General features: G+C 63.6%; 13 protein-coding genes. 5 read left to right on the forward strand and 8 right to left on the reverse strand.

Annotated elements, in window-relative coordinates; all coding sequences use genetic code 11:
- Window positions 1-244: hypothetical protein (locus HLH29_RS19475; RefSeq protein WP_220791548.1), on the forward strand; the 244-nt coding region annotated here is incomplete at its 5' end.
- Between the two features lie 46 nt (window positions 245-290).
- On the opposite strand, the gene HLH29_RS15825 is transcribed toward HLH29_RS19475, so the two are convergent.
- Window positions 291-503, reverse strand: a complete 213-nt coding sequence (locus tag HLH29_RS15825) for a hypothetical protein (protein WP_182968351.1) — start codon at window positions 501-503, stop codon at window positions 291-293.
- Window positions 504-673: 170 nt separating this feature from the next.
- Between HLH29_RS15825 and HLH29_RS15830 the strand changes: the two genes are divergently transcribed.
- Entirely contained in the window at window positions 674-862 is a 189-nt protein-coding gene (locus HLH29_RS15830; protein ID WP_182968352.1) for a hypothetical protein, read from the forward strand.
- On the opposite strand, the gene HLH29_RS15835 is transcribed toward HLH29_RS15830, so the two are convergent.
- Window positions 863-1,804: a GlxA family transcriptional regulator gene (locus tag HLH29_RS15835; RefSeq protein WP_182968353.1), complete on the reverse strand. Its 942-nt coding sequence runs from the start codon at window positions 1,802-1,804 to the stop codon at window positions 863-865.
- Window positions 1,805-1,935: 131 nt separating this feature from the next.
- Here HLH29_RS15835 and HLH29_RS15840 point away from each other — a divergent pair, with 131 nt between their 5' ends.
- The 3 genes from HLH29_RS15840 to HLH29_RS15850 are packed head-to-tail and all read left to right on the forward strand — an operon-like array spanning window position 1,936 to window position 5,271.
- Window positions 1,936-2,826 (forward strand): BKACE family enzyme, encoded by an 891-nt coding sequence (locus HLH29_RS15840; RefSeq protein ID WP_182968354.1) that lies wholly within the window; start codon window positions 1,936-1,938, stop codon window positions 2,824-2,826.
- 4 nt (window positions 2,827-2,830) lie between these two features.
- The gene (locus HLH29_RS15845; protein WP_182968355.1) at window positions 2,831-4,330 is read left to right on the forward strand and encodes a carnitine 3-dehydrogenase; all 1,500 of its coding nucleotides are present in this window, start codon (window positions 2,831-2,833) and stop codon (window positions 4,328-4,330) included.
- On the forward strand, window positions 4,327-5,271 hold the full coding sequence (locus HLH29_RS15850) for an alpha/beta fold hydrolase (RefSeq protein WP_182968356.1): 945 nt from the start codon (window positions 4,327-4,329) through the stop codon (window positions 5,269-5,271). The genes HLH29_RS15845 and HLH29_RS15850 overlap by 4 nt, the downstream gene beginning before the upstream one ends.
- A gap of 56 nt (window positions 5,272-5,327) precedes the next feature.
- Here HLH29_RS15850 and HLH29_RS15855 read toward each other — a convergent pair whose 3' ends face one another.
- From HLH29_RS15855 to HLH29_RS15875, 6 genes are all read right to left on the reverse strand, one after another.
- Window positions 5,328-6,293 (reverse strand): glycine betaine ABC transporter substrate-binding protein, encoded by a 966-nt coding sequence (locus HLH29_RS15855; RefSeq protein ID WP_182968357.1) that lies wholly within the window; start codon window positions 6,291-6,293, stop codon window positions 5,328-5,330.
- Complete coding sequence (gene betC, locus HLH29_RS15860; RefSeq protein WP_182968358.1) at window positions 6,293-7,798, reverse strand: choline-sulfatase; 1,506 nt, start codon at window positions 7,796-7,798, stop codon at window positions 6,293-6,295. The genes HLH29_RS15855 and betC overlap by 1 nt, the downstream gene beginning before the upstream one ends.
- Window positions 7,799-7,981: 183 nt before the next feature.
- Window positions 7,982-10,078, reverse strand: coding sequence for a CocE/NonD family hydrolase (locus HLH29_RS15865; RefSeq protein WP_182968359.1), 2,097 nt, complete (start codon window positions 10,076-10,078; stop codon window positions 7,982-7,984).
- A gap of 60 nt (window positions 10,079-10,138) precedes the next feature.
- Complete coding sequence (locus HLH29_RS19730; protein WP_338030269.1) at window positions 10,139-10,999, reverse strand: TonB-dependent receptor domain-containing protein; 861 nt, start codon at window positions 10,997-10,999, stop codon at window positions 10,139-10,141.
- 39 nt (window positions 11,000-11,038) lie between these two features.
- The gene (locus tag HLH29_RS19735) at window positions 11,039-12,343 is read right to left on the reverse strand and encodes a TonB-dependent receptor (protein WP_338030267.1); all 1,305 of its coding nucleotides are present in this window, start codon (window positions 12,341-12,343) and stop codon (window positions 11,039-11,041) included.
- A gap of 579 nt (window positions 12,344-12,922) precedes the next feature.
- Window positions 12,923-14,353: an MFS transporter gene (locus HLH29_RS15875; protein ID WP_182968360.1), complete on the reverse strand. Its 1,431-nt coding sequence runs from the start codon at window positions 14,351-14,353 to the stop codon at window positions 12,923-12,925.
- Window positions 14,354-14,396: the final 43 nt, after the last annotated feature.

Genomic DNA, 14,396 nt, shown 5'->3' on the forward strand with positions numbered 1-14,396 from the left:
CGACAGAGCTTTCGACATGACCGCCGGCCTCCCATCCGGCCATCATGTTGAATCACAAATACGCCCGCTTGGGTACCCCAAAAAATTCACTCAGGTCGAATTCCGCTCTAAATCGACCTTTGGAACCCGTCACGAATCGGGGCATTTTTGCGACGATTGTCAAACCTTTTGGGCGAGAGAAACGGGCGAAAAAGGGCCTAAGCCGGATTCAGCAGATCTGGCCCATTGTTCGCCGGCCGGTTGACCTCCCGCCCGATAGGCCAGCAGCGCAAGACGCCCTCCGGTGTCGGCTAGAGCCGGGCGTCCAGGCCGGAAAGCGCGTCCTGCCCAGCAATGATCGCGGCTTGCTCGAACGGGTCGCCGCGCTCGGCCGCGTCCATCAGCGGTATGATCTGGTCGCGGGCGTGCTGGAACGCTGTCTTGAGATCGGCCACCACTTTGGGGTGGGCTTCCTGGCTGTGCTTGTCAGCTGCGTATTGCGCGTCGTCGGTGCTCAAAAACACGCGCCAGACGTTCCTCCAGCAGCCGGTGATACGGGCCAGTCGGCTCGAACACCAACCGCGCGACGACCTTCATGTCGCCGATTCAGCGCAGGAGCGCGGTCTGGCCTTTGCGGGTGTTGGCCACGCGCACGGTCTCTCCACCGGGGTAACGGGCCGCGTCGAGATGATCCTTGGAGACGTCGATCCCGTTCGTGATCGACGCGGGCTATGGTTCGGGCTTGGAAGCCGTGGCCGGATGCGTCATCTTTTCCATGCCGCAGCGTATCCGCCTCTTCCTCGATTTTATGGTGTCACGGTTGCAGGCCTTTCTGCAGGACGCGACAGAAGGGTGCCAGACTGCTTCCGGCCTGGCTTCGTAGTCACGGTTCCACCCTGTCTCCCGCAGGCGACACGCCGAAAACCTCGCGATAGGCACGGGAAAAGCTCGACCGGCTTTCGAAGCCGGTCGCGGCGGCGATTTCGGTCACCATCAGATCGGTCTCGCGTAGCATGGTGCGTGCCTTGGCCAGGCGGAGCGTACGGTGATGCGCTGCTATGCCCCAGCCGAAAGCATGGTGGAACATCCGCTCCAGATGCCGTTCGGAACAGCAGGCGATCGCGGCCAGTTCTCCGGCGCCCAGACGGCGATCGGTGGTCCGTTCCATCAATGCCACCACACGCGCCAGTCGCCGATGATGCGCCACCGAGCGTGCGGGAAGCGGGACTTTCTGCGCTGCACCGGGGCTGCGGATCGTCGTATGGATGAATTGTTCCGATACCCGTCGCGCGAAGCCGGCGCCACGCAGGCCGGCAATGCGCGCCAGCATCAGGTCGATCGAGGCCGTGCCGCCCGCGCCGGTGAAAATGGCGCCGTGATCCTCGAACAATTCCTCCGATGCGGTCCAGTCGGGAAAGGCCTCGACAAAGGCGGGGCGGGCTTCCCAATGCATCGTCATCGGCACATCGCGGCCCAGTCCCGCCCGTGCCAGCAGAAAAGCCCCCGTATCAATTCCCCCCATCTGCGCGCCGCGCCGCGCCAGGGCGCGCAGCGTCCGGTCGTGCGTGCACGCCAGTCCCGCCAGCGGGGAGAAACCGGCGCAGATCACAAGCCAGTCCAGCGGCGGCGCGTCGGCCAGCCTTCCGGCCGTTTCCAACCGCATCGCATTGGACGCCTCGACCGGTCCGCCATCCAGCGAGAACACGTCCCAGCGATACAACGCCTGCCCTGCAAGACGGTTGGCCACACGCAGCGGCTCCGCCGCGCAGAGGAAACCTAGGGCTGAAAAGCGGGGTACGAGCAGGAAGCCGATGCGGCATGTCATGGGGCCGACGATATCGTGGCGGAAAATGCAACGCAAAGGGCAGAAATGGTCACGCACGCTCCCTGCGCCCCGCGCGACACTCGGTGCGAGGCAGTAACGAGACCTGTCGGCCGACACGAGGGCGAATCCGCATGAAAACCAGTCTGTTCATTACCTGCGCGGTCACGGGAGCCGGCGATACGGCGGCCAACCATCCCGATCTTCCCATCACGCCCCGGCAGATCGCCGAGGCGGCGATCGACGCGGCCAAGGCCGGCGCTGCTGTGGCGCATATTCATGTGCGCGATCCCGAAACGGGCAAGGCGGCACGCGACGTCGCGCTTTATCGCGAGGTCGTGGAGCGCATCCGCGATGCGGATACCGACGTGATCATCAACCTGACGGCCGGAATGGGCGGGGATCTGGTGCTGGGCAGTGGCGAAACCCCGTTGCCGCCCAACGCCGCGCAGACGGACATGATCGGCCCGACCGAACGCCTGGCCCATGTGGCAGAATTGCTGCCCGAGATCTGCACGCTGGATTGCGGGACGATGAATTTCTCGCTGGGCGACTATATCATGGTCAACACGCCGTCGATCCTGCGTGAGATGGCGCGGCAGGTGCAGGCGCTGGGCGTGCGGCCGGAACTGGAAGTGTTCGATACCGGCCATCTGGTATTCGCGAAACAGATGCTCAAGGAAGGGCTGCTGGACGCGCCGCTGATGATCCAGCTTTGCATGGGCGTGCCCTATGGGGCGCCCAATGATGTCCTGACACTGCAGGCGATGATCAATGCGTTGCCGGATTGCATCTACAGCATGTTCTCGCTCGGCCGCTTCCAGTTGCCCTATGTCGGGCTGGCGCCGATGGTCGGCGCGAACATCCGGGTGGGCCTGGAGGACAATCTCTATCTCTCGCGTGGCAAGCTGGCCAGCAATGCCCAACTGGTCGAACGGGCGGCGACAATCCTGACTGCGATGAATGTCGAAATCATGGGACCGCAGGCGGTGCGTGACATGCTGAAACTGACGAAGCGGGGCTGAGACGATGACCGGAGAGGCTTTTACCCCGAAACGCTGCGGGCTGGTCGGCGGCGGCGTGATCGGTGCCGGCTGGGCCGCGCGCTTCGTGCTGAACGGTCATGACGCCGTGCTGTACGATCCCAGCTCGGATTCCCGCGCCCGTGCCGAGGCCATCCTGACCATGGCGCGCGCGGCCTGGGCCCGGCTGATGCCCGGTGCCCTGCCGCCGGAAGGGCGGCTGCTGATCGCCGCGACGCTGGATGAGGCGTTGGACGACGCAGCATTCGTGCAGGAAAGCCTGCCGGAAATCGAGACGCTGAAATGCGATGTGCTGGGCCGTATCGACGCGCTGCTCCCGGCCTCCGTGCCGATCGCGTCCTCGACCTCTGGCCTGCTGCCCACGCGGCTTCAGGCCGGGCTGCGCCATCCCGAACGCTTCGTGGTGGGCCATCCGTTCAATCCCGTCTATCTATTGCCGCTGGTGGAAATCTGCGGCGGCGCGCAGACATCGGATGAAACGAAGGAAACGGTCGCGGCATTCTATCGTGCTATCGGCATGCAGGTTCTGCATGTGCGCAAGGAAGTGGACGGCTTCATCGCCGACCGCCTGCTGGAGGCCCTGTGGCGCGAAGGATTGTGGCTGATCGAGGAAGGCGTCGCGACGACGGCGGAACTGGACGACGCGATCCGCTACGGTGCCGGTCTGCGCTGGTCCTTCATGGGCACGTTCCTGACCTATCGCTTGGCCGGCGGCGATGCGGGGATGCGGCATTTCCTGGCCCAGTTCGGCCCGGCGCTGAAACTGCCCTGGACCAAGCTGGTCGCCCCGGAACTGACCGACGCGCTGATCGACCGCGTCGCCAGCCAGTCGGACGAACAGGCCGGCGGCGTAACGGTGCGTGCGCTGGAGGGGCTGCGCGATGAGGCGCTGGTCAAGATCATCCGCGCGCTGGCCACGGTCGGCCCAGAGGGCTACGCGGCCGGCGCGACGCTGAACGCCTTCATCGCCCGCAACGCCGGCAAGGCGACGGACGAAGGGACGGTGGCGGCGGACGGTACCCTAACAAGCTGGCATGGCACGGTATCGCCGGACTGGATCGATTATAACGGCCATATGACCGAGCATCGCTATCTTCAGGTTTTCGGCGAGGCGACGGATAATGTCCTGGCGGTCATCGGTGCCGGGCGGGATTATGTGGCGGCCGGGCATAGTTTCTACACGGTCGAAACCCATCTGCGGCATCTGGGCCAGGCGCATGACGGCATGGCGATCACGGTCCGGACGCACATTCTGGATGCCGATGCCAAGCGCCTGCATCTGTTCCATACGCTGACGAAGGCCGGCGACGACGCGCCACTGGCCACGGCGGAACATATGCTGGTCCATGTCGATGCGGTGCAGGGACGCAGCGCGCTGATCCCCGAAAGCGTCGCCACGGCCATCGCCGCGCTGCGCGCGGCGCAAAGCGCGCTGCCGATCCCCGAGGCGGCGGGGCGCGCCGTTGTCATGCCGCGCCGGCCATGATGCCGGTGCGGCTGCTCCGCATCCTGCGTCTGGCGCTCGTCTGGCTGGCCGCCCCCATGGTGGCCGGCGCGACGGTCGCCACGGGGGCCGGTGCCGAAACGCTGGCCCAGTTCGACAATGCCCGGCGGATCGTCTCCCTGCCGGATGGGATCGATCTGGCCGTGATCGAGATGGGGCCACGCACGGGGCGTCCGGTGATCCTGGTGCATGGTTATACCGACAGCGCGCGGGACTGGTTCCCGGCGCTCGGCGCCTTCTCGCCGCGTGACCGGCTGATCCTCGTGGATCTGCGGGGACATGGGCATTCATCCAAACCGGCCTGTTGTTACGCGCTGGTCGATTTCGCCTGGGATCTCCGCCTGCTGATGGATCGCCTGGGCCTGCAGAACGCCGATCTGGTGGGCCATTCGCTGGGCAGCATGATCGTGCAGGTCTTTGCCGAGAACTGGCCCGAACGCGCGAAACATGTCGTGCTGATTTCCTCCACCGGCGGCCCGTCCCCCACGCCGACCTCGCAGGACCTGGCCGACCGCAAGGACGGTTTTGATTTCCGTACCCCAATCAGCCGGCTACACGATCCGATCGATCCGGATTCCGCCTTCATGCGTGCCTGGTGGTCGTCTCCGACACCGGTCGATCCCGCATTCCTGGAGCGTCAGCGCGTGGATTCCGCGTATATTCCCGCCGCCGTCTGGCTGGCCGTGCTCGACCAGGGGCTGACCGGTTTCGATCCACATCCCGGCCTCGCACGACTCAAGGCGCCCTGTCTGCTGATCTGGGGCGAAAAGGACCCGATCATGCTGCCCGAAGTCCGCCGCACCCTGATCGCTGCCCTGCCCGGCGCCCAGGTCACGGTCTATCCTGGCCTGGGCCATAACCCGTTCTGGGAACAGCCGCGCGCCGTGATCGACCGGATCGATCGCTTTCTGGATACGCCCTGAAGACGAAGGGGGTGAAAAGGGGCGATCGCCCCTTTCCCAGCGGTGGGAGACCGGCCTCATGCGCCCCGTTGCAACATTGCCTCCACCGCCGCCCGACCGGATCGCCCGTCGATCGTCACGACATCATCCAGCCATCCCGCCCATGCAGCGGGATGATCGTGCAGCCACTGCCAGGCAACGGTGGACGGCTTGATCCGATCCCGCTGGATCGCCTGCATCATCGTGTTTTCGTCCTGGACGGTGAAGTGAATGCGCGCCAGCAGGCGGGTGGCATTCGGGCAGGTAGCATCGTAGCCAGCCCGGATCACGGTATGGACTGACGCCCCGCCATCCGGCCCGAATACGGCTTCGCCCCCGGTCAGATAGCGGATCGGGAAACGCATGTTCATTGGATGCGGCTCCCATCCCAGGAACACGATCGGCCGATGGCTCTGCACGTCGCGGTCCAGTTGCGACAGCATGCCCTGTTCGCTGCTTTCCACCAGACGGAAACGCCCCAGGTCGAACTGGTTGTCGCGGATCATGGCGAGGACCAGCGCATTGCCGTCATTGCCGGCTTCCAGCCCGAAGATCATGTAGCCCAGCCACCGGCCCCAGGAGGCGATATCCTTGTAATCGTGCAAGCCGGCATTCCAGACGTAATCAGGTACCGCCAGCGTGTAATGCGCGCCGGACAGATTGGTCGCGATGCGCTGGACACTGCCGTCGGCCAGGAAGGGCGCGATCGCCAGATGACCGGACGGCTCCCAATTGCTGAGGAATGCATCGACCCGATGGTCGCGCATGGCGACATAGGTCATCGTCAGCGTCAGCATCGGCTCCTGCGGCCTGTATCCCAGCGCGTCGAACAGTCGCACGGCAACGGCGGTGACGGCCTCGGCATCCGTCCAGCCGACATCGGAAAAGCGGATCGGCGCGCAGGACGGCGCGTCCATGGCCGGCGGCGCGGCGGCGCGGGCGCCTGCCCCCGGCGCTGCGCAGAGGAGCGCCAGACCGGCGAAGAGCGCGCGCACCGGCCGCATCAGATCTGCCCCGGTGCCGGAAACCGCGCGCGGCGTTCGAGAATTTCCAGATCGATGTGACTGCGGATATAGAGCGTGCGCGCATCGCGCGTCGGCTGATGATCCCAGGCGGACGGTGCGCCCTGGCGCATGGCCGCGGCAACCAGCAGGCGACGCTGTTGCGAGGCCAGCACCTCGCGATGCAGTTCCGCCAGATCCCATCGGGTATCGATTTCGGCCAGGAAGGCACGGCACGTCGCATGACAGGCCGGTTCCGTCGCCAGATTGCGGAGTTCCTGCGGATCGGCCCGCAGATCGTACAACTGGTCCGGATCGGCCGCACTGTGCACGAATTTCCAGCGTCCGCGCCGGATCATCACCATCGGTGCGATCGCGCCTTCGGCGGTATATTCTCCCAGTGCCAGCCCGTCATCGTCGTCGCCCAGGCAGTAGGGTAGCAGCGAGCGCCCGTCGCCGGGCAGGAGATCGTCCTGACCGGCCAGATCGCACAATGTGGGCAGCAGGTCGAGCAGCGATACGCATGCGCCTACCCGATGGGGCGCGAAACGGCCCGGCGCACTGATGATCATCGGGATACGGCTGGCATCGTCGAAGAAGTTCATCTTGTACCACTGCCCGCGCTCGCCCAGCATCTCGCCGTGATCGGCGATCACGATCACGATCGTGTCGCGATCCAGCCCCGTTTCGTGCAACGTGCCCAGAATCTGGCCGAACGCATCGTCGACGAACGAGCAGGCCCCGTAATAGGCATGGCGGGCGGCGCGGACCTGCGCTTCGGTCACCGGCTGCAGGTCCATGCCGTTCACGTGGCGCAGACGGGCGGTATGCGGATCGTCCGCCTGCGCCGGAATCGCCGGCATGTCGATCTCTTCATCCGTATAGCGGCTCCACCATGGATCGGAGATGGTGAACGGATCGTGCGGGTGGGTCAGTGAAACCACCATCGCGAAGGGGCGGCGATCCGGATCGCGGGCCAGATCATAGAGTTTCTGCCGCGCGCTGAACGTCACTTCCTCATCGAAGTCGATCTGGTTGGTCCGCACGCAACGCCCGGCCTCGGTCACCGAATTCATGGTGTGGTACCATTCCTGCCGCTCGTCGAACCGCGTCCAGTCGGGGGTCCAGTTGAAATCGGCGGGGTAGATGTCGGTCGTCAGCCGTGTTTCGAACCCGTGCAACTGGTCCGGGCCGCAGAAATGCATCTTGCCGGTCAGGATCGTCTCATAACCGGCCAGACGCAGATGGTGGGCGAAAGTCGGTGTCTGGGAAGGGAATTCGGCGGCGTTGTCATAGGCCCCGATATGCGAGGCCAGCCGGCCGCTCATGAACACCGCGCGAGACGGCGCGCAGATCGGCACGTTGCAATAGGCATTCTCGAACACCACGCCGCGCTCGGCCAATGCGTCCAGATGCGGCGTCTTCGCCACCCGGCCGCCATAGGTGGGCAGGGCGGATGCCTTCAACTGGTCGGCCATCAGGATCAGGATATCGGGACGATCGCGCATGTTCTGACGGGTCCATGAGGTTGGAAATTGCCGCAAGGGTTTCGCCCTGTCCGTCGCCAAAGGACGGTCGCCCTCTGGACATCGTGAACAACGCGAAAGGGGAGGAAAGGGGCTGTTGCCTCTTTCCGGAGCGCGAGGGAGAAACCCGCCACTGCCCATGCAGTGTTCGAAGGTGCATGCGCATCAGACGAAATCGCGTGCCGCGCGTCGTGTCCAGTGGCGGTCGCACACGATTGCGCCATCGTGCGTCGCCAGGAAACGTTCGTCATAGAGAAAATGGCTGGCCGTCGAACGCAGGCGCACTTCGGCGGCGAGCGTCATCTTTTGACCGGCGATGAGGTAGGAGTTGGTATAGCGGGTGCGCATCTCGGCGCTGTTCGGATCGTCCTCGCGCACGGTACGCCGGATCCAGAACGAACTGCCCAGGACCTCACCCGTGGCGGGCACGTCGGTCACATCTTCCTGGCGCGACCCGGCTTCCAGCACAAACAGGCGCTGGCCGGCTGGGCCGCTGACCGTCACGCCATGCAGACGATCGCGGAACGGTGCGGGGGACGCGAAACCCGCATAACGTCCGACCAGCGTCTCGAATGGCGGCGATGTCGTGACCCCGGCCGGGGCAGCGGGCAATTCCACCGAGGAGGCGCCGGTGACCAGGGTCAATGTCACCCGCTCCGGCGACGGCCATGTGACCGGCCACCAGGCCTCGCTGATCGCGATGCGTATCCGGCTGCCGGCAGCGAACCGATGGCAGGCGAACAGACCACGCAGCACCACGTCATAGGCTCGGCCGGGCTCCAGCGGCGTGGGCGCGGCATCGTCCGCGCGATGGGTCAGGTTCAGAACGGCGTTGCTGACCGGGTCGGATGTACCGTCCGGATGCACCATGTTGAGTCGGACGAAGAGTTTTGTCACCGGCCTGTCGCTGCGCACGCGCAGGCGAAAGACGGGCTGGCCGAGCAGATCGAAATCGGCTCCAAGCGGCGCGCTGTCGAAGGTCAGCGACAGCGCGTCGTCTCCCGATTGTTCGCGCCAGCAGGTCGCGGGATCGCCGCTGCTGTAGGTCGCGGGCGTCGCGAAGCCGATCGCCTGGTTGGCGACATGACGTCGTTCGGTCGGCGGGGCGGCGGATGCATCCAGCGTGCCGTCATTCAGCACCAGACGCCGCCATGCCTGATCCGGCGGCGGCCAGGACGGGCTGGCGATCCATGCCCCTGGCGTATCCTGGGGAAATGTCGCGGCCGGTGGGGCATCCTCGCGGAATGCCCATAATACCGGGCCGTCCATTACGCCATTCTGCTCGCCCAACAGCCAGCGACGCCAGAAACGTGCCTCCAGCGGCAGCCAGTCCACCCCCGGTCCCGGCACCCCGTTCGCCACGAAGGCAGGTGTGCCGTGATGACCGGGCGGATCGGGATAGCCCGGCCATTTATGGGTCCAGGGACCGATCAAGGCCTTTTGTGGACAGTGCGGTGCACGCTCCATCATCCGCGAGGCGGCGTTCACGTAACTGTCCAATTGCCCGGCGACGTGAAACATCGCGCAGTTGAGGCGGCTGTAATCGGTGATCGAGCCATAGCGCCATGTCGCGTCGAGGCGCTGATGCGCGCCCCAGACGATGGCGATCGGCATCACGGCCGCCAGACGCTGCCCCCACAGTGCTCGCCAGCGCGGCCCGACCACGCGCGGATCGGGTGGACCGCGCAGGATAACCTGCCACTCCATCCCCCAATCGAGTTGGGCCGCCAGCAGGCATCCGCCGCGATAATGGATATCGTCCAGATAGCGCTGTTCGGTGCCGCAGGCCGAAACGATGGCGCGCAGCGCGGGCGGCGCCTTGGCGGCGGCCTGTAGACCCGAAAACGAGCCATAGGAAATGCCACGCATGCCGACGTGGCCGTTGCACCAGGCCTGCCGCGCCGTCCAGGCGATCACTTCCAGCGCATCGTCCTGTTCCGGCGGCAGATATTCATCAAGGATCACCCCTTCAGAATCGCCGGAGCCCCGGATATCGACGCGCAGCAACCCGATCCCGCTCGCGGCCAGCGCCGGACCGGCTATATCGTCGCGATACCGGTAACCGTCCCGTTTCCGATAGGGAAGATATTCGATCACGACCCCCGTCGGCCGGCTGTCGGCATCGGCGGGCAGGAACAGGCGCGCGGCCAGCCGGACGCCATCCGGCATCGGGATCCAGAGATTTTCCACCACTCTGACCCGAGGGTCGTCCAGGGCGACGGCAGGTTGTCCGGCGGCCATTACCCGGCTGCCGTCGAGCATGGAAGAACCAGTTGCCAGAGCGCCCAGAAATGCACGACGTCGCAGAAAGACCATGCCGGTTCAGAACCCCGCGCGGATCGTGCCGAAATACTGACGTGGTGCGCCGACCAAGAAGGATTGGTAATCACCGGTCATCGGCAATCCGTTCTCGCCCATTGTCGCGATGTATTTCGTATTGGTCAGGTTATAGATATTGAATTCGAACGTCAGATCCTTCACGAACCCGAATCCCCTGCCCAGGCTGCCGAAATGATAGCGCGCACCGAGGGATTCCAGCCAGTAATGGGGAACCTTCATGTCCCCGGTATAGCTGAAATTCCGCGTCCCCATGTAAGTGGTGTCGAAATGCGTGTCGAAATTCTTCCAAGTGTATGACAGGCTGTTCTTGTACATGAACCGGGGATAGGCGACGACCTGCTGCCCCCGGAGGTGATAGGTAACACCCGGTTCGACCAGATTGTCGTCGAAGGTGGCGTGGTTGTAGCTGATGCTGTTATAGATCGACAGGCTGCGGATCGGCGTCAGGGTCAGCCCCGCATCGACGCCGTTCATCGTCACGCCACCGACATTCGCTACGGTGGAAATCGGATTGACGATCGAACCGGACGTGATCTGTTGCAGACGATTCTTGAAATTGGTGTGATAGGCATAGAGCGATGCCTGCACCAGAGAATCCGTGAAGCGGTAGCCCACGGCATAATTCCAGTCGGTTTCAGGTTTCAGGCCGCCCTGTTTCTGCAGCAGATCATATGTGCTCTGGCTGAGCGCAAAGGGCGAGGCACCCTGTTTGTAGGCGGCGATCGGATAGGATTTCACGTTTTCCGTGATATCGAAGAACAGTTCATGATGTTTGATGAAATACCAGTCGGCGCTGATATGCGGCAGGAATGCCTTGGCGATGGTGATTGACCCGGCGGCGATCGCACTGGTGCCGGTATAGGATTCGAGACTCTGCGTGTCTCAGGCCCGTGCCGTCTGCAAGAGCGAGCGGAAAAAAAAATTCAGCGCCAGATTCGGAAGGGGACTGTAGGTATCCTCGGCGAAACCGGTGAAGCTGTTGGAATTGATCTGCTCGCGCCAGAGCTGTGCGAAAGGCGCCGGCAACGACCCCAGGGAGTTGACGGGCGATCCCTCGCCCAACAGCGGCTGCTGGAATGCCCAGCGGCCGATGTCGGTATGGAAGCCTTCGTACCAGATACCGGTGCTGATATGATTATGCGCGATATCGTAATGCAGAGCGGAGGTGATGCCGCCGCGCTGACTATGCTGGAGGGTCATCTGATCGATCAGCGGCGCGCCGTTGGGCGAGGATACGTACGGGCTGGCCCACGTGCCGCGCGAATATAGCCCGTGCCCGTAGGCGACGCTATCCCAGCTGAGCCGATCGGTCAGCATGAAATGGAAATTCATGCCACCGAGATAATCACGTTCGACAGTGCCGCCATCGTAATAGGAGGCATCCCATGGATCGGACATCTTGCTGTAACCGGCTGGCAGTGCGCCGCCCGGCAGGCCGTTCAGCGACAGAGCCGAACGATAGGCTTTTTCATAGGCATTGGGTGTGCCGATGAAATTGTCTATATTGTATCCGCCATTCTTCAGCATGTCGAATGACATATCCTGGTAATTGTACAGATCGAAATCCGACCAGTCAAAATAGGCAGAGATCGAACTGGATTCACGAATCGGCTGAACGAACTTGGCATTGACCTGCTGCGAAAACTGGTTGCCGCCGCCTTTCCATTTGTCGGTATTGTTGCGCATGTAGGAAATATAGAAACGCGAGCCCTGGGCATTCAGATCGCCGGAATCGCCCCGGAGATAAGTATGGAACATATCGTTGCTGCCGAACGTCTGTACGATCTTCGCACCCATCTTGTGACTGGGATCGGACGAGTGGAATGCCACCGCACCGCCCAGATTGCTGGTCGAGGCGGTATCTTCCGCGCCGGCGCTCATCGTTGCATCCATACGCGAAACATTTTCGGAACTGATGGCGGCCACCGAATTCAGGCCGTTCATGCTGTGGAATTCCTGGTCGCCCAATGGAATGCCATCCAGCGTCATGCCGATCTGGTTCTGGGAAAACCCATGCATGTAAAACTGGTTCGACCAGGTATCCGATCCCTGGGGATCGTCGGACTGGAACATCACGCCGGGCATCTGGGCCAGGACCTTCAGCGGATTGGTGCCCGGCACGGATTTCGCGATCAGATCCTGCCCCACCACGACGGATGTGGCACGTGCTTTGCGCAGACCGACCACGCTAAATGTTTCGGCTTTCGGTGCGGCATGCGCTGCGTGCGACCGGCTGGCGGGCGGTCCTGCTGCCGGCAGGACGGGGTTTGCCTTTGGTGCCGGACCGGCCGGCGATTTCTTCGCCGCCATGGCGCCATGGCGCCATGCGACGAAGTGGCAAGGAGAAAACCGTAGAACGCGGGCACAAGGCGGAGTTTCTTCATTTCGGTGGTCTCTCCTGGCATGAGCCGCACCTGATTGATGCCCATGCGAAATCGGATCGAACTGGTCCTCATTATTGGAGGAATATGTCAGGGATTGTAGAAGGTTTCAGACAGCCGCTTGCATAGTTATGACATCGAATCAATAAGTTTGGAAAACGTATTGATTCGATTCAGGATGATCATGAGGTGTTCGAATCGGAGCAGTCCATTGAAGATGGATGGAATTCACTGCTGAAAAGGCGACAGAAAATGTCGGGAAACCGCGCATCCGAAATGTGCGATGCCTGCATCGCTCTCCGGTCCTCGCAGCCAGAGAAAAATCGTTCGGAAAACTCTGATCAAAAACGATCCGGTTTTCCGGAAACAGGTCAGAGAGGATATCCTACGCTCCTGACGCAACCGTGACTCCTTCAACACCCCCCCCCTTCTGGCGAAAACGCCAGATCCGGGCGGAAAACAGAAGCAGCAGCAGCATGTAGGCGGCGGAGCCCAGCCCGACATTGAGCGAGACGGCCTGTGCCAATGCATCGTCCGGGGCGACAAAGCGGGCGGTTTCGGCGATCAGGGTCGGTGCGAACGCACCCGGCAGCGCCAGGCAGAGGAATTGCAGGGCGAAGACACGTCCCATGAAGCGGGCTGGCGTGATGGCGGCGACCGCGACGTAATAGGAGGCGTTGATCGTGCCCTGAAGTGTGTATATCGCGCCGATCAGGGTAAAGACCATCTGATGGCTGGACACGTGCAGGATCAGCGTCTGGATCAGGGCCATGAGTGCGCTGGCAACGATGGTGACGTGCAGGGCCGCGTCCGGCCCGGTGCGGCGGGTGACGACGTCTACCAGCAGGCCGCCGCCCAGTGTCCCCGCCAGACTGAGCGACATGCCCAGCAGCCCGATCATGCGGCCAATCTCGGCCTCGCTGATGCCCCAGCTTTCATGCAGTACGGCGGGCGTCCACAGAAAGCCGGCATTGGGGATGGACCAGACGATGCTGTAGGCGAGGGAAGGCCAGTAGAGCCACCAGGTGCGGCGCAGGAAGGCCACGGTCTCGCGCAGGCTGGCGGTGGCGGTAGGGTCGGCGGTCGACCGGTCGCGCTTCGGTTCGGCGATCAGCAGCACCAGTGCGGTCAGCGGCAATGTGCTCAGGCCAGGCAAGGCCAGCACGATCTGCCAGGGGCGGAAGGTGCCGATAATCGGCCAATGGGCGAACACGCCCGCATCGGCGGCGCGGATCAGGCGACCGCTGACATAGAAGCTGACGCCGCTTCCCAGGGAATAGAAGCCCCAATAAAGGCTGAAGGGCAGGCCCCGGCGTTCCGGCGGGAACAGGTCACGCAGGATCGATTGCGAGGCGGGTTTCAGCACGCCGTCCGCCACCGCACCGCCCGCGCGTGCGCCGAACAGCGGCCAGAACCCGCGCGCCAGACCGGTCAGCATCGACATCGTGGCCCAGATGCAGCCGGTGCCGAACAGCAGGCGTTTGCGGCTGAAGCGATCGACGAGAATGCCGGCGGGAATCAGGATGCAACTCGACACCGCCATGTTGGCGAAGCCGAGCAGGAAACTGACTTCCACCCGCGTCAGCGCCAGATCGCGTCGGATGCGTTCGATGACCAGACTCAATCCGCCCTGATCGACGGAATCCAGCGCCGCGAACAGGCATAATACCGCCAGGGTGGTGGCCGGACGATCCGCGATGCGGCGCCAGAGCGGGGGCGCGCGGGTCGCGGAGGACGGCGCGGTGTCCGTCAGGATCTTGAGCCCGACGTCAAGGCGTGCCTGCCTGCGCGACCAGGATCGGGGCGTGTCGTGCACCCAGGGGCAGGCAGGTCGCCACGCAGATCCCGCTGATCATCAG

Origin of the sequence: Gluconacetobacter tumulicola, assembly GCF_014174215.1 — a bacterium.
Classification (GTDB): Bacteria; Pseudomonadota; Alphaproteobacteria; order Acetobacterales; family Acetobacteraceae; genus Gluconacetobacter; species Gluconacetobacter tumulicola.

Bases quoted from the DNA above. Each gene is read 5' to 3' on its own strand.
- HLH29_RS15865 (WP_182968359.1), bottom strand. From the start codon at position 10,078: ATGCTCGACGGCAGCCGGGTAATGGCCGCCGGACAACCTGCCGTCGCC.
- HLH29_RS15855 (WP_182968357.1), bottom strand. From the start codon at position 6,293: ATGCGGCCGGTGCGCGCGCTCTTCGCCGGTCTGGCGCTCCTCTGCGCA.
- HLH29_RS15840 (WP_182968354.1), top strand. From the start codon at position 1,936: ATGAAAACCAGTCTGTTCATTACCTGCGCGGTCACGGGAGCCGGCGAT.
- HLH29_RS15850 (WP_182968356.1), top strand. From the start codon at position 4,327: ATGATGCCGGTGCGGCTGCTCCGCATCCTGCGTCTGGCGCTCGTCTGG.
- HLH29_RS15835 (WP_182968353.1), bottom strand. From the start codon at position 1,804: ATGACATGCCGCATCGGCTTCCTGCTCGTACCCCGCTTTTCAGCCCTA.
- betC (WP_182968358.1), bottom strand. From the start codon at position 7,798: ATGCGCGATCGTCCCGATATCCTGATCCTGATGGCCGACCAGTTGAAG.
- HLH29_RS15845 (WP_182968355.1), top strand. From the start codon at position 2,831: ATGACCGGAGAGGCTTTTACCCCGAAACGCTGCGGGCTGGTCGGCGGC.